18 protein-coding genes are annotated in these 20,196 nt (G+C 43.8%); 6 read left to right on the forward strand and 12 right to left on the reverse strand.

All coding sequences use genetic code 11. The annotated features are described in order from the left end of the window. Nucleotides 1-28 precede the first annotated feature (28 nt). A complete protein-coding gene (locus Q7J63_RS03735; protein ID WP_304884056.1) occupies nucleotides 29-553 on the reverse strand; it encodes a hypothetical protein in 525 nt (174 codons plus the stop codon). Between the two features lie 81 nt (nucleotides 554-634). On the opposite strand from Q7J63_RS03735, the gene Q7J63_RS03740 reads away from it, so the two are divergent. Next, entirely contained in the window at nucleotides 635-2,059 is a 1,425-nt protein-coding gene (locus Q7J63_RS03740) for a DASH family cryptochrome (protein ID WP_304884058.1), read from the forward strand. Nucleotides 2,060-2,074: 15 nt separating this feature from the next. On the opposite strand, the gene Q7J63_RS03745 is transcribed toward Q7J63_RS03740, so the two are convergent. The 3 genes from Q7J63_RS03745 to dxs form a co-directional block, all read right to left on the reverse strand. Then, nucleotides 2,075-2,368 carry a hypothetical protein gene (locus tag Q7J63_RS03745; RefSeq protein ID WP_304884060.1) on the reverse strand — a complete coding sequence of 98 codons (294 nt, stop codon included), beginning with the start codon at nucleotides 2,366-2,368 and terminating at the stop codon, nucleotides 2,075-2,077. A 12-nt stretch (nucleotides 2,369-2,380) separates the two neighbouring features. Beyond that, entirely contained in the window at nucleotides 2,381-3,142 is a 762-nt protein-coding gene (locus tag Q7J63_RS03750) for an alpha/beta fold hydrolase (RefSeq protein ID WP_304884062.1), read from the reverse strand. Between the two features lie 79 nt (nucleotides 3,143-3,221). Continuing rightward, nucleotides 3,222-5,144, reverse strand: a complete 1,923-nt coding sequence (gene dxs / locus Q7J63_RS03755) for a 1-deoxy-D-xylulose-5-phosphate synthase (RefSeq protein WP_304884064.1) — start codon at nucleotides 5,142-5,144, stop codon at nucleotides 3,222-3,224. Nucleotides 5,145-5,303: 159 nt separating this feature from the next. Here dxs and Q7J63_RS03760 point away from each other — a divergent pair, with 159 nt between their 5' ends. The 3 genes from Q7J63_RS03760 to Q7J63_RS03770 are packed head-to-tail and all read left to right on the forward strand — an operon-like array spanning nucleotide 5,304 to nucleotide 9,603. After that, nucleotides 5,304-6,053 carry a ScpA family protein gene (locus Q7J63_RS03760; protein ID WP_026333462.1) on the forward strand — a complete coding sequence of 250 codons (750 nt, stop codon included), beginning with the start codon at nucleotides 5,304-5,306 and terminating at the stop codon, nucleotides 6,051-6,053. Nucleotides 6,054-6,055: 2 nt separating this feature from the next. Next, nucleotides 6,056-7,111 carry a lysylphosphatidylglycerol synthase transmembrane domain-containing protein gene (locus tag Q7J63_RS03765; protein WP_019596395.1) on the forward strand — a complete coding sequence of 352 codons (1,056 nt, stop codon included), beginning with the start codon at nucleotides 6,056-6,058 and terminating at the stop codon, nucleotides 7,109-7,111. 23 nt (nucleotides 7,112-7,134) lie between these two features. Next, on the forward strand, nucleotides 7,135-9,603 hold the full coding sequence (locus tag Q7J63_RS03770; protein WP_304884068.1) for a bifunctional UDP-N-acetylmuramoyl-tripeptide:D-alanyl-D-alanine ligase/alanine racemase: 2,469 nt from the start codon (nucleotides 7,135-7,137) through the stop codon (nucleotides 9,601-9,603). Between the two features lie 190 nt (nucleotides 9,604-9,793). Here Q7J63_RS03770 and Q7J63_RS03775 read toward each other — a convergent pair whose 3' ends face one another. Both Q7J63_RS03775 and Q7J63_RS03780 read right to left on the reverse strand, forming a co-directional pair. Further along, nucleotides 9,794-11,041, reverse strand: coding sequence for an MFS transporter (locus tag Q7J63_RS03775; RefSeq protein ID WP_304884070.1), 1,248 nt, complete (start codon nucleotides 11,039-11,041; stop codon nucleotides 9,794-9,796). 68 nt (nucleotides 11,042-11,109) lie between these two features. Next, entirely contained in the window at nucleotides 11,110-11,694 is a 585-nt protein-coding gene (locus tag Q7J63_RS03780) for a Crp/Fnr family transcriptional regulator (protein WP_019596398.1), read from the reverse strand. A gap of 165 nt (nucleotides 11,695-11,859) precedes the next feature. On the opposite strand from Q7J63_RS03780, the gene Q7J63_RS03785 reads away from it, so the two are divergent. Next, nucleotides 11,860-12,675, forward strand: coding sequence for an ion transporter (locus tag Q7J63_RS03785; RefSeq protein WP_304884073.1), 816 nt, complete (start codon nucleotides 11,860-11,862; stop codon nucleotides 12,673-12,675). 103 nt (nucleotides 12,676-12,778) lie between these two features. On the opposite strand, the gene Q7J63_RS03790 is transcribed toward Q7J63_RS03785, so the two are convergent. The 4 genes from Q7J63_RS03790 to Q7J63_RS03805 all read right to left on the reverse strand — a co-directional run bounded on the left by Q7J63_RS03790 (nucleotide 12,779) and on the right by Q7J63_RS03805 (nucleotide 16,509). Continuing rightward, nucleotides 12,779-13,162, reverse strand: a complete 384-nt coding sequence (locus Q7J63_RS03790; protein WP_304884075.1) for a RidA family protein — start codon at nucleotides 13,160-13,162, stop codon at nucleotides 12,779-12,781. A 3-nt stretch (nucleotides 13,163-13,165) separates the two neighbouring features. Further along, nucleotides 13,166-14,293 carry a glycosyltransferase gene (locus Q7J63_RS03795; RefSeq protein WP_019596401.1) on the reverse strand — a complete coding sequence of 376 codons (1,128 nt, stop codon included), beginning with the start codon at nucleotides 14,291-14,293 and terminating at the stop codon, nucleotides 13,166-13,168. Continuing rightward, nucleotides 14,263-15,429: a glycosyltransferase family 4 protein gene (locus Q7J63_RS03800; RefSeq protein ID WP_304884077.1), complete on the reverse strand. Its 1,167-nt coding sequence runs from the start codon at nucleotides 15,427-15,429 to the stop codon at nucleotides 14,263-14,265. Before Q7J63_RS03800 ends, Q7J63_RS03795 begins: the two co-directional genes overlap by 31 nt. Nucleotides 15,430-15,609: 180 nt before the next feature. Beyond that, nucleotides 15,610-16,509: a class I SAM-dependent methyltransferase gene (locus Q7J63_RS03805; RefSeq protein ID WP_304884079.1), complete on the reverse strand. Its 900-nt coding sequence runs from the start codon at nucleotides 16,507-16,509 to the stop codon at nucleotides 15,610-15,612. 193 nt (nucleotides 16,510-16,702) lie between these two features. On the opposite strand from Q7J63_RS03805, the gene Q7J63_RS03810 reads away from it, so the two are divergent. Further along, nucleotides 16,703-17,515: a bifunctional 2-polyprenyl-6-hydroxyphenol methylase/3-demethylubiquinol 3-O-methyltransferase UbiG gene (locus Q7J63_RS03810; protein WP_304884081.1), complete on the forward strand. Its 813-nt coding sequence runs from the start codon at nucleotides 16,703-16,705 to the stop codon at nucleotides 17,513-17,515. 652 nt (nucleotides 17,516-18,167) lie between these two features. On the opposite strand, the gene Q7J63_RS03815 is transcribed toward Q7J63_RS03810, so the two are convergent. Together Q7J63_RS03815 and Q7J63_RS03820 are read right to left on the reverse strand one after the other, a co-directional pair. After that, nucleotides 18,168-19,103 carry a bifunctional 2-polyprenyl-6-hydroxyphenol methylase/3-demethylubiquinol 3-O-methyltransferase UbiG gene (locus Q7J63_RS03815; RefSeq protein ID WP_304884082.1) on the reverse strand — a complete coding sequence of 312 codons (936 nt, stop codon included), beginning with the start codon at nucleotides 19,101-19,103 and terminating at the stop codon, nucleotides 18,168-18,170. A 203-nt stretch (nucleotides 19,104-19,306) separates the two neighbouring features. After that, nucleotides 19,307-20,191, reverse strand: a complete 885-nt coding sequence (locus Q7J63_RS03820) for a bifunctional 2-polyprenyl-6-hydroxyphenol methylase/3-demethylubiquinol 3-O-methyltransferase UbiG (RefSeq protein ID WP_304884084.1) — start codon at nucleotides 20,189-20,191, stop codon at nucleotides 19,307-19,309. Between the last annotated feature and the right edge of the window lie 5 nt (nucleotides 20,192-20,196).

Below are 20,196 nucleotides of genomic sequence, written 5' to 3' on the forward strand. Positions count from 1 at the left end.
TTAATTTTGGGCAATATAAATAGGCTTATCAACAAGGGGACCAATAGGAGATTCTTGCCAATTTTTCATCTTCAAATTGAAAAACATAAGCGTCTTTGTTTTCCAACCAAAAAAACAATCCTTTTTCCTTGACCACTTCTGGGTCCAAGCCAAACAGGTCAATCAATTCTTGTTTATTGGTTTGATTGGAAATGGGGGAGTTTTCATAGACGACAACCGCCTTTGGATTCAACAGGAAGTTGAGCTCGCTGAGCATAAATTTTGTTTTTTCATTTCCCGTAAAAGAAATAAAGCCATAATCCAGGGTAGAGATTTGAGCTTCTGGATTTTTGTTGGCAAGTACACCACATTCCTCTTCCGGTACATAAACCCGAAAGGCTTCTCCCAAAGTCTTTTCGATTTGCTTCTGGGAGCTTTGGTACTTTAGACCTTGGTAGGTAAGTTTTTTGATGTCTAATTTTTGACTTTGGGCAAAAGCGCTTGTCCCTACGAATAGGGAAAAAAGAAGAAATAGGGAGGCTTTGTTGTACATGGAATCGGATTGGGTAGTCATGGATTTCAAACATAACCAAATTATGGATTAAAGCCATGGGCTTCATAAACACTTTTCCTCCACAAGCTGTTAAAATGTCAAATGAAGCACGATAGAATATTGGTTTGGTTTAGAAATGATCTTAGGGTTCATGATCATGCGGTGTTGTCCACTGCAATAGAAAAGGGGCTGGAGATTTTTCCTGTTTTTTGTTTCGATCCCTGGATGTTTAGGGAAAGTAAATTAGGGCTCTCCAAAACCGGGGAATTCAGGGCAAAATTCCTGTTGGAAGCTGTGGATAACCTCAGGGAAAATCTCCGAATCCTAGGCGCTGATCTTGTTGTTTTACAAGGGCTTCCCGAGAAGGAAGTGGTGGATTTAGCCATCTCGATCCAGGCCAATGCCATTTTTTTCTCGGAAGAAGTGACCCTTGAGGAAAAACAGGTTGAGGAAGATTTGGAGCAATACGCATGGAAAAACGGGATCGCCACGGAATCCTTCTGGCAAAGTACGCTCTACAATGTCCAAGACCTACCTTTTCCCGTTACACAAACTCCTGAAGTATTTACCCATTTCAGAAAAGACTGTGAAAAACTTTCTCAAATCAGGAAAACTTTTCCAACCCCCACCAATATTCCCTATCCTGAATTGGAGATTCAAAAAGGAGTACTTCCGGACTTATCCACATTTGGATTAAGGGAAATGCCCAAGGACAAAAGAGCGGTTTTGGAATTCAAAGGGGGGGAGGACGAAGCCAAAAAAAGACTTCAGGCCTACTTCTGGGACAATGATTGTCTAAAAGTGTACAAGGAAACCCGGAACGGTTTGTTAGGGGCTGATTACAGCAGCAAATTTTCTCCCTGGCTGGCACTGGGCTGCATTTCTCCCAGATATATTTTTGAGGAAGTGCTGCGCTATGAGCGGGAAGTGAAAAAAAATCAATCCACGTATTGGCTTGTCTTCGAATTGATTTGGAGGGATTACTTCAGGTTTATCTGCAAAAAGCATGGAAGCAAGGTCTTCAAGCTGTCTGGAATCAAAAACCATGTGGATAGCTGGAGTCAAGACGAACAAATCTTTGCTTCCTGGACAGCGGGCAAAACCGGTATTCCCTTCGTGGATGCCAATATGCGGGAATTGAATCAAACGGGTTTTATGTCCAACCGTGGCCGTCAGATTGTGGCTAGCTTTCTGGTAAACGATCTAGGCATTAACTGGACCTGGGGAGCAGCTTACTTCGAGCGCATTCTGATCGATTACGATGTGTGCAGCAATTGGGGGAATTGGATGTATGTGGCCGGTGTGGGCAATGATCCCAGGGAAAATCGGTATTTCAATATCCTCAGGCAAGCAACCAATTACGATCCAAAAGGGCGTTACGTCAGACATTGGATCCCTGAATTGGAAAAGATCGAGGGATTTGATATTCACCAGCCTTTTGAGCTGTCTACCAAAGCATTAAAGCAATTGGGGATCAATCCTGGTCATACTTATCCACATCCCGTGGTCAAGATTCCTGTGGTCTAAGGAGGGTGCTGTGTATCAGGAATTGTATTCGTGAATCTTTTTATTGGGCTTGTATAGGAGAAAATAATGGATTATCAACATGAACACCAAATACAGAAGTGCCGTGTTTATCTTTTGAATTTGGATCAGATTGTTGAAATCAAACCTGATGATCAAAAGGTAGAATAAAACCCCACCAAGCACGTTCAGAGGCAGACTTTTTTTGAAAAAATAAGCCTTGTAGTTTGGGTACAGATTTAACCATTTCTCGGATTTTTCCTTCGACATCCCATTACCTTTAAGATTGTGTTTATTAAAAAAATTACGCATTAAAATATAATTTTAAACTTGGTTTTCCAAAAACTTTCCGACGATTTCCAAGCATTCAGATTCCGCTTCGAACATACCCATGTGGCCAACTCCTTCCAATTCGTGGTAATGTGTGGCAAATGCTTGGTGTCTGCGGCTGGCTTCTATTTTGATGGCACCATCAATTTCCCCTGCGATAAAAAGCTTTTTTCCTGAAAAATGTTGCCAAATGTCTATCCGATCCTTTCTGTCCCGCATGGCGACGATGAAGGCGAGGATGCCTTTTTTTGAACTCCTTTTTCCTGAAGAGACTAGTTGTGCTATTTGGTCTTCTTGGGTGAGCCGATGCGCTTCCGAGAATAATGGGGGAACAAAGGCATCCATAAACTTATCCACACCGTATTTTTTGACAAAGGTGATGGTTTTGTTTCTGGTCTGTTTTTTTTCATCCTCATCAGGAAAAGCAGTCGAGTGAAAAAGGCCAATTCCTTTGAGTTCCGCACCCATCAGTTCCGCCATGGCCAATGCGACATAGCCACCCAAGGAATGACCGATGAGGATGGGTTTTTCGATCTGCTGTTCAGCCATCCATTCCTGCAGCATCACAGCGACCTCTTCAAGGGAAATGTGATCTTGTTCCAAACGGGTCTCCCCAAATCCGGGCAAATCCGGACAAAAAACCTCAAAATCTTCTGAAAATCGTTCTGCAAAAGTGTTCCACATTTCTTTGGACTCACAGAATCCATGAAGTAATATCAGTGCTGGCCCTTTCCCTTTTTGGCTAAATTTTATCATCCCTGAAAAATAAGAAAATCCCAGCAGGAATGCTGGGATTTGAAGTTTTCTTTAAGTTATGGGAATTAAAAGCAAGCCATCAATGAAAGCTTCCAACTTTGACTTCTGCCAATTCTTTTACAGCATTGGCGATTCCTTCTGGATCAAAACCACATTCGTGGTGCAGTTGCAATTGTTCCCCATGCTCGATCACGGCATCGGGAATGCCAAGGCGTTTCACCTGAGCGGAATAGCCATGATCCATCATCCATTCCAAAACGGCTGTTCCAAATCCACCCATTACAGCGCCATCCTCTACGGTGACCACTTTTTTGAACTTGCTAAAAATCTCATGGAGAAGCGATTCATCCAGCGGCTTGACAAAACGCATGTCATAATGCGCAGGATTGAAACCTTTCTTGGCAAGTGCATCCGTCGCTTCGGTGGCATAGTTTCCAATATGTCCTATGGTCAGAATCGCAACATCTTCTCCCTCCCGGATAATTCTTCCTTGTCCGATTGGAATTTCCCGCATCGGTCTCTTCCAGTCCGGCATCACGCCTTGACCTCTTGGATACCGTATCGAGAAAGGCCCTTCAAATTTTGATGCTGTAAACATCAAGTTTCGAAGTTCTTCCTCATCCATCGGGGCACTCACAACCATATTTGGGATACACCTGAAAAAGGGAATGTCATAGGCCCCATGGTGTGTTGGACCATCTGCGCCGGCAAATCCAGCCCGATCCAGACAAAAGACTACGGGAAGATTTTGGAGGCAAACGTCATGGATCACTTGATCATAGGCCCGCTGCATAAAGGTACTGTAGATATTACAGAAAGGCTTCAAGCCTTGTGTTGCCAAACCTGCGGAGAAAGTAACGGCATGCTGCTCCGCTATCCCCACATCAATGGCCCTGTCCGGCATTTCTGCCATCATGATATTGAGTGAGGAGCCGGAAGGCATGGCCGGAGTGATACCCATGATTCTTGGATCCGCTTTTGCCAATTCCACAAGAGTGTGGCCAAATACATCTTGGTATTTTGGCGGCTGTGGGCTGGTAATGGTTTTTTTATAAATTTCTCCTGTGACCTTGTCAAAAAGCCCCGGTGCATGCCAAGTGGTTTGATCTCCATTTTCGGCTGGGCCGTAGCCTTTTCCTTTCATCGTGACGCAATGAAGGATTTTTGGGCCGGGAATATTTTTTAGGTCAGCCAAGACTTCAGCAAGGTGATTGACATCATGGCCATCCACCGGTCCGAAATACCTGAGGTTGAGGGATTCAAAAAGATTGCTTTGTTTGAGTACCGCGGATTTGACGGCACCTTCCACTTTGGAAAGGATTTCCTGCGCGGAGCTTCCAAATTTGCTGAATTTGCCTAAAATGTGCCAAACGTCGTCTTTGACCTTGTTATAGGTTCTGGACGTGGTTATGTCTGTGAGATAATCCTTGAGCGCACCGACGTTGGGGTCGATGGCCATACAGTTGTCATTGAGGATGATCAACAGATTGGTGTCCAAAACGCCAGCATGGTTCATGGCTTCAAATGCCATTCCGCCAGTCATGGAACCATCTCCGATGACGGCAACATGTTGCTTTTTCTTGTCTCCTTTATATTTGGAAGCATAGGCCATTCCCAAAGCCGCCGAAATGGAGGTGCTGGAGTGACCGACACCAAAGGTGTCATATTCGCTTTCTTTTCTTTTTGGGAATCCCGAAATGCCCCCGTAAATCCTGTTGGTATGGAAAACTTCTTTTCTTCCGGTCAGTATTTTGTGTCCGTAGGCCTGATGTCCCACATCCCAGACCAACTGGTCCTCGGGTGTTTCCAGGATATAATGCAGTGCCACGGTCAATTCTACCACGCCAAGACTTGCGCCAAAATGTCCCCCATATACAGATACATTGTCAATGATAAATTGACGAAGTTCGTCACACACCTGAACAAGCTGTTCTTTTGGAAGCTTTTTTAAGTCGGCTGGGGAATCGATCTGGGAGAGTAACTTACCGGGTTTTATAATCATCAGCGAATGTTGTCTTTAATAAAAATATAAACCATGATTGGATTTGTTTGTTTTCATATCCTCAAAGTTTGTGTCAAGCTTTCTTTCTATCCAAAAGGTTAATATAGTATTAATTGGATATATTTGAATGCAAAAATAAGATAAATTTAATTGTATCCAGTGAGTTTCGGGATCAAATTACCTCTTTTCGAAGGACCCTTCGATTTATTGTTGTTCTTTATCGAGAGAGACGAATTGGATATCTATGACATTCCCATCTCGAAGATAACCAACGACTTCTTGGATTATATCCATCATTTGGAAAAATTGGATATCGAAATGGCAAGTGAATTTATCCTTTTTGCGTCGACACTGATGAAAATCAAGTCAAGGATGTTGCTTCCAAGACCGGAATTGGATGATCAGGGTACTGAGATAGATCCCCGGGAAGAGTTGATCAGGCATTTATTGGAATACAAGAAATACAAATCCATCATCGGTGATCTTGCCGATTTGGAGGCGGACCGCATTGGGAAAGAAAAAAGGGGCAATATCCTCGAAGAAATCAGGCAACTTTCCAAATACGATGACGTGGAATCCGAAATGCAAGACATAGATTTGTATAAGCTTCTCAAGGTTTATCAAAAAGTAATGGCCAAGTTTGCGGTGCGGTCAGATGAAACGACACATACGGTCATCCAGTATCCTTATACCATCGAACAACAAAAAGACTTTGTCTTGGAAAAAATCGGTTTAAATAGCACGCTTCCTTTCACAGATTTTATCGGGTATAACGCCGATAAAATATTTGTCATTTATACATTTTTGGCCATCTTGGAACTCCTTCAGTTATCGTTGATCACGATCAGGATCGGGGAGGGATTTAATAATTTTTGGGTTGAAAAAACCCAAGCTTTGCCAATAGTGTAAATATGAAGATAGACAATAAAAAGATTTTTGAGACACTCAACCCAAACCGCGTTTGGGTACCCGTCCTGATCGGCCTTGGGATTGTTTTTCTCTTGTTTTATTTGGATCCAACCGTCAATGCAAAAACCCTAAAGGTTGTATTTGATGCTTCCCCAGCGTGGATTTTATTGGCTGTTGTGGTGATTTTGTTTAGGGATGCGGGCTATGTGTACAGAATTAGGGAAATTACGGACCGACATCTCAGTTGGACGAGGGCCATTTATGTCATTATTCTTTGGGAATTTGCCTCCGCAGTGACGCCCTCTGTGGTTGGGGGGACAGCGGTTGCGGTTTTTATCCTGAACAAAGAAGGAATTAAGTTGGGCAAGGCCATTGCTTTTGTGATGGTTACCGCCATACTGGACAATTTGTTCTTTGTCATTGGCGCGCCGATCATCATGTACTTTGCTCAGGGGAATATTTTTCCCGCAAGCAAAGTGATGGAGATGAAATTCGGCAAAAGCCTGGAAATATTGTTTTGGTCAAGCTATGGGCTTTATGCTTCTTATACCCTGATCATGGCTGGGGCACTTTTTTTCAGGCCCAGGGTTTTCAAATGGCTCCTCCTAAAATTGTATTCCATCAAGTGGCTGAGAAAGTGGAAACATGCTGCCAATGAATATGGCAATCAGATCATGGAGGCTTCCAAAGAATTGAGAGGGAAGAATTTTAGGTATTGGTTGCCTATTATTTTAGCGACCATCTTCGTGTGGTGCTCCCGCTACTTGATGCTCAATGCCCTGATTGGGGCTTATGAAAGCCTTTCCTCCATCGAGCACGTCATCATTTTTGCCCGTCAGGTGATCATGTGGATTGTGATGATGATTTCGCCCACGCCAGGAAGTAGTGGTACGGCGGAGTTTTTCTTTGGGCAATTCTTCAGCGAATTCCTGACCGGATATACCTTTGTCACCAGTATATTGTGGAGGCTTCTTTCTTACTATCCGTATTTGATATTGGGAGCGATATTTCTACCAAGGTGGATTCGACAGGTTTTTTTCAAAAAGAAAGCCGATTGATTTCAAAAGGTTAAATTAGGCGTATGATCCAATCCCTTCTCCCTTCACAGGTTTGCGAAATAGTCCAAGGTTTTCTTTTACATGGATCCCAGGAACAAATCATCAACCAGATCATCGTGGATTCCAGGAATGTGGTCTATCCCGAAACCACCTTATTTGTGGCCCTGAAGGGGGCAAAATCGGATGGACATGACTTTATAGAGGAACTCTATAAAAAAGGCGTTCGCCATTTTTTGATCAGGAAAGACTCGGGAATCAATATTGCCGGAAAAGAGGAAGGAACATTTATCGCCTGTGAGGATCCCCTTTCCGGGTTACAGCTTTTGGCTGCCTACCAACGTCAGCTCTACAAAAATCCAGTCGTCGGCATCACCGGCAGCAATGGCAAAACCATTGTCAAGGAATGGCTGGGTCAGATTCTTGGTCAGCGGTTTGCCGTGGCCAAAAGCCCAAAAAGCTACAACAGCCAGGTGGGCGTGCCACTTTCCATTTTCGGAATAGCGCAATACCATCAAGTAGCGGTCATGGAGGCGGGGATTTCCAAGCCTGCCGAAATGGTCAAATTGGCCAATATGATCCAAGCAAGTCTTGGGATTTTCACCAATATCGGAACCGCCCACGAGGAGGGTTTTTCCTCCCAAGACGAAAAACTCGAAGAGAAAACAAAGCTTTTTGAAAAGTCAAAGTTTATCGTTTACCGAAAGGACCAGGTAAAATCCGCCCGGTATCTGGAAGCCAATTTTGAAGCCGAAAGGTTGGTCAGCTGGTCCCAAGAACCGGGGGCAACCTACACCCTATCGGTCAAAAAAGAAATCGACAAGTCAAAGATACTCCTTTTGAAACCGGACTTGAGTCTTTTCACTTTTTGGGTTCCTTTTACCGATGCGGCCTCCCTCGAGAATGTCAGGCATGCGATTGTTGCGGCATTGACCTTGGGCATGGAAGCGGTCGAGATCCAAGAAGGTCTGGACCACCTCAAGGCGGTAGACATGCGGCTGACCCTGAAAACCGGACCAAATGATAGCCTCGTCATTGACGACACCTACAACAATGATCTGGCAGGACTCCGCTTGGCATTGGATTTTATGGCTGCCCAGCGGTCCAAAAAACGCAAGGTTCTTTTTCTTTCCGACATGTTACAGGTCGGAGATGCCAAGACGGTGTATGAAGAAGTTGCAGAATTGATCAATCACCATCAGATTGACTATGTCTTTGGGGTAGGAAAGGAAATCCCTGTGCTGAAGGACAAACTTTCGGAGGGATCGGTTTTTTACCCAGACACGGAAAGCCTTTTGGCAAATTTGGATCAAAACCAGTTTGACAATGACCTGATTTTGGTCACAGGGGCAAGGAATTTCGGATTTGAAAAAATAGTCAACAGCCTTCAGCAAAGGATCCATGGAACCGTTTTGGAAATCAACCTGAACGCATTGACCCACAATTACAATTTTTATAAAACCAAGCTTTTGCCTGATACCAAAGTGATGGTGATGGTGAAGGCTTTTGCCTACGGAGGCGGAGCCACAGAGATTGCCAACCATCTTCAACAACTCAAAGCGGATTATTTGGCAGTCGCCTACACCGATGAAGGTGTGGCATTGCGGGAACAAGGGATCACTTTGCCGATAATGGTCCTGAATCCCATGCAGGAATCCTTTGTGAATTTACAGAAATTTGACCTTGAACCGGTGGTGTACAGCCCCTTGTTTTTTCTTCAGCTGGGGAAGTTTTGCCGAAACAACCGTTTGTCCATGAAAATTCATTTGGATCTTGATACGGGAATGCACCGATTGGGTTTTGAGGAAAATCAGGTGGAGGATTTGCTTCAATTGATCAAAGATTATCCAGAATTGACCATTGCAAGTCTTTATACCCACTTGGTGGGAGCAGATGAGGGCGCCCATCAGGACTATAGCCTGGAGCAATTGGAATTATTCATCCGCATGAGTGCGCAAATCACCGAAAATCTTGCTTATCAACCGCTTCGCCATGCCCTAAACTCGGCTGGAATCATCCGATATCCTGAGTACCAGATGGAAATGGTCCGCTTGGGAATCGGCTTGTATGGCGTTGAGGTTAACGGAAAATTTGACCAAGCGCTCAAGCCCATCAGCACGCTGAAAACAACCATCTCCCAGATCAAAGAACTGAAAAAAGGGGAAACTGTGGGCTACAGTCGAAAGGGAGAAATGCACGAAAACGGAAAAATAGCCACCATTGCCATTGGCTATGCAGATGGATATGACCGGAGGTTCAGCAATGGAAAAGGGATCGTCCTACTCAATGGACATCCCGTCCCGGTAATCGGGAATGTCTGCATGGACATGTGTATGATTGACATCACGGGTGTTGAAGCAAAGGAAGGGGATGAGGTGACGATTTATGGTCCCGGAATTTCATTAAAGGAACTTGCCCAGCGCATCGGAACCATCCCCTACGAATTGCTGACCAATATCAGCAGCAGGGTGAAGCGTGTGTATTACCTGGATTGAAACCCCTTTCTATCAGTCTCGAAAAGATCCGAATCCATGGTATGTGTCCCCACAGACCATCATTCTATTTCCATCTGAACCATGGTCTGGATTCTAGTTTTTACTACCATGGTCTGTGTCCTCACAGACCATCACCCCACAAATATCAATCTCCGACCATGGCCTGGTCCCCAAAGGCCAACACGCCTGATCAACCAGGTAGGTTCGCGCAAGCAATACCCTTTGTCCCCAATTGAATTGTGCACTGCATCCGGACGAGGATGATCCCCGCGGAAATCAGCGTCAAGACCCCGATGAAAAGGATGGCGGAATTGATTCCATAAAAGTCTGCAATAATACCGGTTAGGATCGCTCCGATCGCATAGCCCAAATCTCTCCAAAGTCTAAATACACCAATACTGCCTGCCCGATCTATCGGATTGGTGTTGTCCGCGACACTCGCCAAAAAAGTGGGGTAAACGATGGCCGTTCCCCAGCCGAGAAGGGCGGAGAGCACGATGAAATGGGTCATTGTTTCTGCATAAAGAAAAACCATCAAGACCAGTCCCTGAAGGAGCATTCCAACGAAAAGAAGATTTTTCTTACAGAAAATATCCGCCATCTTTCCGGTAAACAACTGCCCTATCCCCCAGACAGCGGGGTAGATGGCGGTGACGATTCCGATTTGTTCCAAATTGAAACCCTTGGTGGCCAGAAGTACCGGAAAGATTCCCCATGCCATGCCATCATTCAGATTGTTGACAAGTCCGGCCTGGGTGACGGAACCAAGATTTTTGTTTTTCCAGGTGGTTTCCCAAAATATGTTTTTGAGCTTTGGTGTGGTGCTGGTGTTTTTTTCTGCCTGAACATGGTGTTTTGTGTCCTTGATTAAGAAAATACTTCCAAAAAGCCCCAAAAAAGACATGACCACGCCGAGGTAAAAGGGATAAGGCCTTAGGCCAAAATCAGATGCGATATAGCCCGTTAAAAAAGCGACCAAAGCCACGGCAATATACCCAGACGATTCATTGAGACCCATGGCAAAACCCCGTTGTTTTTCACCGACCAAATCGATTTTCATGACCACGGTACTGCTCCAGGCGAGTCCCTGATTGATACCCAAAAACACATTGGCCGCAATGACCCAATTCCAGTCCTGCGCAAACATCAGGATAAAAGGCACGGGTATGGCAAATATCCAGCCGATGGTCAGCAGGTTTTTTCGTCCGATTTTATTGGCAAAAACCCCGGCGAAATAATTGGTGATGGCCTTGACGATGCCGAAGACGATGATGAAGGAAAGAATGGCTGTCTTGGCAGTAAGGTTGAATTCTATCTCGGCGATTTGAGGGAGAATGCTTCTCTCCAACCCGACCATACCGCCCACAAAGGCATTGATGATGACCAATAGCGCAAATTGTTTCCAGTTTTCCTTCAGTCCCAGCTGTATCTTTTCCATTCTTGCAGTTTATTGTCCTGCAAAATTCGGGTTATGGGCAGCCGATTCCTTTTACATATGTTAAATAATCACCGCTGTGCCCTGATGCGACTTAGGCTTACCTGCGTAATGCCAAGGTAAGAAGCGATGTGTTTCAAAGGGACCCTTTGAAGGATGTCTGGGGAATCCAAAAGCAAGGCTTCGTATCGTTCTTTTGCGGAATGAAACTGAATGCTTTCTATTCGGTTTACGGTTTCCACATAGGCAGTTTCGAAGATTTTCCGGAAGAGCCTTTCGATCTCTGGAAACTGGTCATACAATTTGAAAAGTGCCACAGCATCCACCCCGATTATTTCCGAATCCTCCAATACCTGGATGGCTTTTCGGCTGGGTTTCCCCGTAAATAGGCTTTCCGCGCGCACAATGATGCTGTTTTCGGAGGCGAAAAATTCGGTCACATCTATACCTTCTCTATAATAATAGATACGGGCAATTCCTTTATCGATAAAATAAATGGTCTTACAAGTATAGCCAATCGGTTGGAGGTCTTTGTTTTTCGGTACCTTAATGTGGGAACATAGTTTCACGAGGGCTTCTTCTGCGGCCTTTGAAATCGAATTGAATTTCTTGAAATAATGGAAGAGGTTTTCAAACTGTGCTTGGGATGGCATCATTTCCAAAAGTTATGGTGATTCTCCTTTTTACTTATAAAATAAAGTAGGTAGATTCAAATCTTTTCCCAATATCCGTTCTATTTTCTAATTTGAGTCTAAATTTGCGGGATAAAAATCCTTCAACCAATTTAAAAAATCATCAATCTGGAACAATCCCAGGAATCCATGCTAAAATTTCCCACTAAAGCCAGACTTGCCCATATCGTTTTTGAATCGGATGATTGGGCCTCCAAAACCTTTGATGTGGTTCTTTTGGTCTTGATATTTTTGAGTGTGGGCGTCGCTATTTTGGATTCTGTTCGGCAGATCCATCTGGATTACGGAGAATTTTTGTATCAACTGGAGTGGGGCTTCACCATTCTCTTTTCCATTGAATATGGATTGCGGATATGGTTGAGCAGAAAGCCAAAAGGTTATATTTTCAGCTTCTATGGAATGGTGGATTTGTTTGCGATTCTGCCTTCTTTTTTAAGTCTTTTGGTGGCCAATACGCAGCTATTTGCTGTGGTCAGGGCATTGCGGTTTTTGAGGGTACTTCGGGTGCTAAAATTGGGCAAACACATGCAAGAGGCCCAGATTTTGGTTGCTGCATTGCACAGCAGTCGGCTTAAGATCCAGATTTTTGTGGGCTCTGTACTCACCATTGTTTTGGTGATGGGAACGCTGATGTTCCTGATCGAAGGTCCGGCCAATGGCTTCACCAGCATTCCGGTTTCCATGTATTGGGCCATTGTTACTTTGACGACTGTCGGCTTTGGCGACATCACCCCGAATACGCCCTTGGGTCAGTTTGCGGCCTCTTTGATCATGTTGTTGGGTTATGCGATCATCGCAGTACCGACGGGAATAGTCTCCTCAGAACTGACGGAAGCCAAAAGAAAACGGAATAAAGAAAAAGAAGTTGGCTGTCCAAAATGCCATGCGGGCAATCACGATTTTGACGCTTTGTATTGCAAATACTGTGGCACGACCTTGCCTTGATTCGGGCTTGGAAAATGATTTTTTTCAATCTGTGAATTGAGGATAAAAAAATCAGCTCCCGGAAGCATGTATTTCTGAATTCTCCCGGGAGCTGAATATTTCGTTAGCCCTTCACTGCAATGCAGGAAATTTCCACATTTACATTTTTGGGAAGCCTGCTGACCTCTACGGTCTCCCGGGCTGGGGGATTGTTTTTGAAATACTGTCCGTAGGCTTCATTGATGGTTGAAAATTCATCCATGTTTTTGATGAAGATGGTGCATTTGACCACATCGCCAAAGCCAAAGCCTGCGGCCCTAAGGACTGCTTCCATATTTTTCATGACAGCATGGGTTTCTTCGGTGATGTTTTCATTGATCAACTCGCCGGTTTCCGGATCCAATGCGATTTGACCAGAAACATACAGGGTATTTCCTGCTTTTACCGCTTGGCTGTAGGGTCCTATCGGTGCTGGTGCTTCTTGTGAATAGATGATTTCCTTTTCCATAGCTTATTTTTTTAGGGATTTGAAGACTTCCAAATATTGATCCGTCACATAGTCCCAGTTGTACTTTTGGGTGAGGCCATCCCTTGAGGTGGATCTCAACGTATCCAATTCCATTGGGGACTGCTCCGCCCTGTCGATGATTTCCAAAACCGCGGTATGGCTTTTTTCGAAATACCAGCCATGTTTTCCATTTTGGAGCATTTCCTGGTTGAATCGGGTGTTCAGGGCTAAAATGGCGCAACCATATCCCAATGCTTTGAGCATTGCCGGATTGGTGCCGCCGTATTCATGACCGTGAAAATAGGCAAAAGATTGGTGATACAAGGCCGTTAATTCTTCGGGATCGGTGATATAACCTGTAAACAACAAGCGATCATCCTCAATTGCCTTCAATTCTTCCACATAGGCATCTGTATAGGGAATGTCTCCGACGATCACCAATTTCCTTTTGGTTTTGGATTGGACAAATCCTTCGATGATCAAATCGGCATTGTTGTCCGGAACCAAACGGCCCACGATAAGGTAATAGCCCTGAGGTTCCAAACCCCAATTCCTGATTCTTTCGGGATTGGAATCATGTGCGGGATTGGCACCGTAGGCGATGATGGTGGAGGGCGCATCAAAAAGTTCGAGATAGGTTTTCTGCATTTCTACAGAATCCGTGATGACCCGATCGTAAAGTTTTGTTGCCAATTTGGATGCCCACAAGAAGTATTTGGCACCAAAACCTTTCCATTTTGGTCTTAACCATTCCAAACCGTCCACATTGATGGCGGTTGGTTTGCCAAAAAACTTGGTGAGAAAGCCAAAGGGGCCATTGGCACTGTTGACCACGAAAATCACATCCACATCCGATAAGCAGGCATGGAGGATGGAAAAAAACGAGTGGGACAATTGGCTCAGACTTTTGGTTTCGATCCCGGGTATATAAACCAGTTTGATGCCGTTTACTACCGGAGGCTTTACCGGAAAAAGGGAACTGTGACAGTAAATCCTTACTTCAACTCCTTTTCGGTTCAGTCTTTCTCCCATTTCCTTCATCAAGGTATCGTATCCCCCATATACATAAGGATAGCCTTTGGCACCGAGCATGGCTACCTTTAGTTTCTTTTCTTTGGAGATATCTGACATATCAATTGCTGTATGTTTTGGTTGAATTTTTCAAAACTATATTCTTCCTGGACCTTAATTTGCCCTTTTCTACCCATTTGTCTTGCCAATTCAGGATTGGTTATCAACCGGTCAAGCATTTCTACTCCTGCGCTACGGTCACCGATTTCGATAAGGAATCCTGTCTCTCCCTCGTCGATCATTTCTTCGGCGCCACCGGATTTGGTGGCCACGATGGGCAATCCCGTAGCCATGGCTTCCAGGACCACAGTGGGGAAAGAGTCCGGCAGGATGGAGGGAAGGACAAATATATCTGTTGCTTTTAGAATCTCCGGGATATCCAATCGGAAACCCAAATCTTGGACACTTGCCGCCAATCCATTCTCTTCGATAAAGGATTTTATAGCATCATGTATTCCCTCGTATCCGGGATACGGATCCCCCACTAGCAAAAAGTGTACATTTTTGTGTTTTTGAACCAATTCTTTGGCCATTTCCAAAAAAAACAGTTGGCCTTTTCCGGGATTGATCCTGCCCACCATCGTGATAACGGTCTTGTTGATGGGGACTTGAAGGTAATATTTTGCGTCGATTTCAGGTTCCAAAAAAGGACCATAGTCCAGTCCATTGTAGATGACTTGCGGTTTGGCTTTTTTTAGATAACCCTCCCAATGTTTGGCCACGGCATCCGAAACCACCACTGGATACAAGGTGCTGGCATCGATGGATCTGGCCAAAAACTTGATCATGATTTTTGGGGATTTGATGATCTCATGGATATGCCAGATGTGCGGAATTCCTTTTCTTCTTGCAAAAATGGCCCCGACGAGCACTGCAAGGGTGTTGGAATAGATCAGACTTATTTCCCCTTGCTTTTGTATTTTTTTGAGAAATCTGTAAGAAATAAAAAGCCTTTTGAATCTGTTCAAAATCCCCATGGGATGGAAATGTTTCCGCCGGAGAATGCCGAGATTGGTGATTTGTACGCTGAAGCCCAGCTGTTCAATTTCGGTTTTCAAAGGGCCTTCTCCCGGAAGGATCACCAAAACGTCAAAGCCCGATTTCCTAAAAATCTCAAGCACATAAAGCAGGATTTTGGATGCTCCATAAAGTTCGGATGAACTATGTAAAAAAATGACTTTACCTCTCTGTTGCATTTAGCAATTGCCTATTAAATTCTTTGGGTTTGCAAAAATAGGAGGAATAAAATAAAAAAGCAGAGAATATGTGAATAAGTCATTATCTGATTGATCTTTTTGGTATAAAAACCGGCTTTTTTTCACAGATAATCGATTTTAAGGAGATCCGGTCGATCAGGATTCCAGGGCAATACATCCTTAGTCTTTCCTGAAATAGATTCGCAAAACACCTCCTTTTTGGAAAAGCGTGGAAAGACTTTCCAGAACAAAAGCCAAGGGCAAAGTCACAAGAATGCTTGCCAAAAGCAGCGGTTTTCGTCTGTTTTTCAGGTCAAAGATGATGTTGCCTCGGTACCTGAATTTTCCCAAAATTGCCCGCAACATGCCCAGAACGCCCAAGTGAATCGAAAATCCCTGTTGTTTTACGGGGATGAACCCGATGGTCTTCATTTGGTTTTTCAGCTGATCAGCTGTCCAATGACTCAAGTGCCTCGGAATATCCAAGTGCATCCAGTCCTTGGCCGCGATCCGGGATTGCCAGCTGCCGTAGTTCGGTACCTCGATCACCAAAACTCCAGACTTTGACAGGTTTTTATTGGTCAATTCATGCAGGAGTGCTACCGGTTCAGGAAGATGTTCCAAGACGTGAAAAAGCGTGATCAGGTCAAATTCTCCGGCATTTATTTTTCCTCCTTGGTAAAAGCCCGTTTGGATTTCCAAACCGTATTTTTCCTGGGCAAAAGCCGCTCGGGAAGGGGATGTCTCGATTCCCAAAGTCTCCCAGCCCGAAAGCTTGGCCTGTACCAAAAACTGCCCCTTGCCGGAGCCAAAATCCAAGACCTTGGTCTTTTTTTTGTGGCCAAGCAAAGTGGAGACCGTTGCGATTACTTTCTTCGCTTCCCCAAAGATGATTTTTTCAAAAATGGATTTCCTGTTGTCCACCACTGCATACACCTCGTCCTCATAAAGGGCTTCCGCATCGATCGCTTTTTCAATAAAGGTCCAGGTAAGACCACACTGATGGCAAGGAACCAAAGCCAATTCCGGCGGGGAATTTTTTGCGGGAGCATTACAGACAGGGCACTTGATTTGCCTCATGAAAAGGGAAAGAAATTGGTGAAGATTAAACCGAATTCGAACTTCAGAAGGCAAAGGTAGGCATTAAAATTTATTGAAATAAATCTGAAAAGGTGATAAGCTGGACGGTAATTTATATTTTTGTTGTTCATTCACCCAGAAACAGATTCATCTTTAGCCCCGGCTTTATCATTTTTAATTCCAAAAATTCAAAATGAACACAAAAGAAAATATTTTTAAAAGCCTCGAAGTGGAGGTGTTGAATACGAATAAGCCCCAGGATACCGAATATTTTAATTTTCATAAAAGGCGATTCGAAAGGCTTTATGATTTTGTGGTGAGTAAAAATCCGACAGGGAAAAAATTAAGGGTTCTTGAACTGGGAAGCCATTATTTGCATACTTCCTACATCATCAATGCATTGGGTCATGAACTCCATGGCGTGGATGTTTCTGAATTTTGGGAACTGGATTTTGTGAAAGAGCGGTCAAAAAAACTGGGTATTAAAGAAATTTCCGAAAATGACCTTGCCAATTTTCATGCATTGGATGCCATTGAGGGAGAATATGATCTGATTTTATTCACCGAAATCATGGAACATATCACCTTTAACCCGGTGAATTTCTGGAAAAAAATCCATCATAAAACCGCGGATGGTGGGATGATCTATATCTCCACGCCCAACAGTTTCAATCTGCCCAATATTGTGAGAAGTGTGAAAAACATGGTCACTTTCAATTCAATAGGGATTTCAGCCGAGGACATTTTGGACAAGGTGACCTATGGCCATCATTGGAAAGAATACTCTGCCAAAGAGGTCCAAAGATATTTTCAATTGCTCAGCGACGATTTTGAGGTGGAGATCCACAAATACCATTACAAGAAATTTGAAATGAAAGGGCCTTTTTTGATGTTCAAGATCCTCTCAAAAATCGGAAATCTCACTGGCTTCCTATCCGAGGAATTGGAAATAATCGTTCGGGTCAAAAAGAAGCAGGGTTGGAAAAAGGAATTGCCTAGGTATTGATTTTTTTTAGGTAAAATTCCTGTCGTGCCGCTGGCACTTTGATCGGGAGATTGTTTTCTGCTATCCCCACAATGAATTGTGGGGTTAAGATTTGAATCAAGCCTACGGCTTTTGTTGGGGGGATCGTATTCTCAATCGCGTAGCGATGCCAGAAATCTTAACAGGGGATTTCGGAAGTTCTTTCGGGTATTGATCATATAGGGCGAAATTTTCCTTCGTGCCGCTGGCACTTTGATCGGGAGATTGTTTTCTGCTATCCCCACAATGAATTGTGGGGTTAAGATTTTAACCAAGTCTACGGCTTTTGTTGGGGGGATCGTATTCTCAATCGTTTATCTATGCCAGAAATCTTAACAGGGGATTTCGGAAGTTCTTTCGGGTATTGATCATATTGGGCGAAATTTTCCTTCGTGCCGCTGGCACTTTGATCAGGAGATTGTTTTCTGCTATCCCCACAATGAATTGTAGGGTTAAGATTTGAATCAAGCCTACGGCTTTTGTTGGGGGGATCGTATTCTCAATCGCGTAGCGATGCCAGAAATCTTAACAGGGGATTTCAATCCCCTGAAATACGTGTTACTCTTTATTGAAATCCCATAGGGATGGGACAAATTTCCGTGCCTTACAAGCACCTCAAATTCCCAATCCAGCCTTAAATTTTCTCAAAATAAAAGCAGGCCTGATCTCCTTTGTTTTCCTGATTGAGGGCGATGGCCTTGTTTTCATAGTCCAAGAGTTCTTCTGCGGTAAACTCCAGCGAAAGGTCTGTGCCCGCAAATTTCATCCCTTTTTTGTAGAGAATGGGTCCCCAAAATTGGTTGGCACCACTGTCGAACACAACCTGCTTCATCGAAAACCCGAAATCGGATGAAATCATTTTCATGGCTTTTACGCTGGGGATATAAAAGTGTCTGGGAGAATCCAGTTGAAACCAATAAATTCCTTCTTGTTTCCAAACTTCCCCATCTGTGACGGGTACCCGGATGAGTAGCCTCCCGCCTTTTTTTACAATCTGGGATAATTTTTCGAAAACCTTCCCTGGAAATTCCATGTGCTCAAAGGAATGGTGCATCATGACGACGTCAAATTTTCCGGACACCTCATCAATGCTTTTTCTCAGCAGTTGAAAACCATTGGTTTTGGTTTCTTGGGAAAGATAGGGGTCAAAGCCCCAAAGGTTTTTGAAACCCGAGCTCTTCATTTCGTATACCAATTGACCGTTTCCACAGCCGATATCGGCGATATGCTCATTTGTTTTTGCGCGCAGGGTTTTCAGCCAAGTGAGATACGCCGGATTTCCAGAAGCAAGCAGGTTTGCTGAAGCGAGGGACCAGCGAATTTTCTTGATCAGATTTTTGAGACGATCGCTTTTGACCAGATTGCCAAAGGCGTAGTAATTATTGGGGTAATACGCATCCATCTTTTTCGGAACGGCAATCAGCTGGACCGATTGACAGGAACTGCATTCCAAAAAATCAAAGGAACCTCCGAGACCGAACATTCTTTCGGTGGATTGGAAAATCCTATTGTCCCGAGAATTTCCGCAAGCCACACAGGTGTTGGATTTGTCTATTTTGGCTTCGTTCAAAATAATATGGGTTTTGATTTAATTTTTTCATCCTCTTTTGTTTCAAAAAAACGGCGTGAATCGAAAAGAATGATGGGACAAAACTATTGAATTTTTCAGGAAAATAATGGTCAGACGCGAAATTCAGATTTTTGATGAGGTTCGTTCTGTTTTAATTTCAGCTTCCCAAATGATTCTTTTTATCATGGGATGAAGATGAATTTTTACAATTCAGGTTTTTTACAAATAATCCATTGGTTGACTTGGAAATAATTTTGGATAAGCTTTGCCATTCTTTTTTGGAATGAAATTTTATAGGTGAGTAAGTTTTGAAGCTTCTCCCCCATGCCGTGAGTAAAGTGTTGAACCACCTCAAAATCCTCGTTTTTGCAGATTTGTGCAAGTAGTTTTTTGGGGAAAATAAAGGTGTGCTCCACCCCGTCGATGATTAAAGGAACCTGCAAGGAGAGCAGTTTTATCATCCGGTACCATTTGTAGAGGTTGCTTGACATATTTGGGGTTCCGATTGCCATGGTACCACCTGGTTTTAATATCCGGTGGATTTCCCGGATATATTGGATGGGGTCAAGTACATGTTCGATCACATGGGAGATATAGACAAAACTAAAATGATTGTCTGGATAATTTGCGTCAAACAACTCTCCCTGAAAGACTTCGACTTTAAATTGTTCCTGGACAAATTCCAGCGCACCGGAATCAAATTCTGTGGCGTACAAATCAAACCCCAATCGGTTTGCATATGCTAGGCCCAATCCCAATCCACAGCCCACATCCAAAAAACGTTCATTGTCGGGATAATGCGCCATATAAGCGGCTTCTTTAAAAATTTCTTGGGGATTCAAGGATTTGATTCTCTGAAAGTGATCTAAAATCAGGTTTTTATAATGCGTTTTTTCATATTGGGGTTTCTCATAATAATTGGAGTAATATGTCGACAATTCTGAAGCATCTGCCATGGGATTGGCAAATACCAATTTGCATTTTTGACACTCAACTCTGGAAATATGCGGTCCCGGTCTGTGGCAGTCGATTGCATAACCTTTCAGGTCTGAAGAATTACAAATGGGGCATTCCCGATATAAAATCATAAAGT

The sequence above is a fragment of the Rhodonellum sp. genome, from assembly GCF_030656585.1.
GTDB lineage: Bacteria > Bacteroidota > Bacteroidia > Cytophagales > Cyclobacteriaceae > Rhodonellum > Rhodonellum psychrophilum.

Excerpts from the sequence above, each read along its gene's own strand:
- Q7J63_RS03745 (WP_304884060.1), bottom strand. The coding sequence starts at position 2,368 with ATGCGTAATTTTTTTAATAAACACAATCTTAAAGGTAATGGGATGTCG.
- Q7J63_RS03775 (WP_304884070.1), bottom strand. The coding sequence starts at position 11,041 with ATGGAAAAGATACAGCTGGGACTGAAGGAAAACTGGAAACAATTTGCG.
- Q7J63_RS03820 (WP_304884084.1), bottom strand. The coding sequence starts at position 20,191 with ATGATTTTATATCGGGAATGCCCCATTTGTAATTCTTCAGACCTGAAA.
- Q7J63_RS03740 (WP_304884058.1), top strand. The coding sequence starts at position 635 with ATGAAGCACGATAGAATATTGGTTTGGTTTAGAAATGATCTTAGGGTT.
- Q7J63_RS03785 (WP_304884073.1), top strand. The coding sequence starts at position 11,860 with ATGCTAAAATTTCCCACTAAAGCCAGACTTGCCCATATCGTTTTTGAA.
- Q7J63_RS03810 (WP_304884081.1), top strand. The coding sequence starts at position 16,703 with ATGAACACAAAAGAAAATATTTTTAAAAGCCTCGAAGTGGAGGTGTTG.
- dxs (WP_304884064.1), bottom strand. The coding sequence starts at position 5,144 with ATGATTATAAAACCCGGTAAGTTACTCTCCCAGATCGATTCCCCAGCC.
- Q7J63_RS03780 (WP_019596398.1), bottom strand. The coding sequence starts at position 11,694 with ATGATGCCATCCCAAGCACAGTTTGAAAACCTCTTCCATTATTTCAAG.
- Q7J63_RS03735 (WP_304884056.1), bottom strand. The coding sequence starts at position 553 with ATGACTACCCAATCCGATTCCATGTACAACAAAGCCTCCCTATTTCTT.
- Q7J63_RS03790 (WP_304884075.1), bottom strand. The coding sequence starts at position 13,162 with ATGGAAAAGGAAATCATCTATTCACAAGAAGCACCAGCACCGATAGGA.
- Q7J63_RS03805 (WP_304884079.1), bottom strand. The coding sequence starts at position 16,509 with ATGAGGCAAATCAAGTGCCCTGTCTGTAATGCTCCCGCAAAAAATTCC.
- Q7J63_RS03800 (WP_304884077.1), bottom strand. The coding sequence starts at position 15,429 with ATGCAACAGAGAGGTAAAGTCATTTTTTTACATAGTTCATCCGAACTT.
- Q7J63_RS03770 (WP_304884068.1), top strand. The coding sequence starts at position 7,135 with ATGATCCAATCCCTTCTCCCTTCACAGGTTTGCGAAATAGTCCAAGGT.
- Q7J63_RS03765 (WP_019596395.1), top strand. The coding sequence starts at position 6,056 with ATGAAGATAGACAATAAAAAGATTTTTGAGACACTCAACCCAAACCGC.
- Q7J63_RS03795 (WP_019596401.1), bottom strand. The coding sequence starts at position 14,293 with ATGTCAGATATCTCCAAAGAAAAGAAACTAAAGGTAGCCATGCTCGGT.
- Q7J63_RS03750 (WP_304884062.1), bottom strand. The coding sequence starts at position 3,142 with ATGATAAAATTTAGCCAAAAAGGGAAAGGGCCAGCACTGATATTACTT.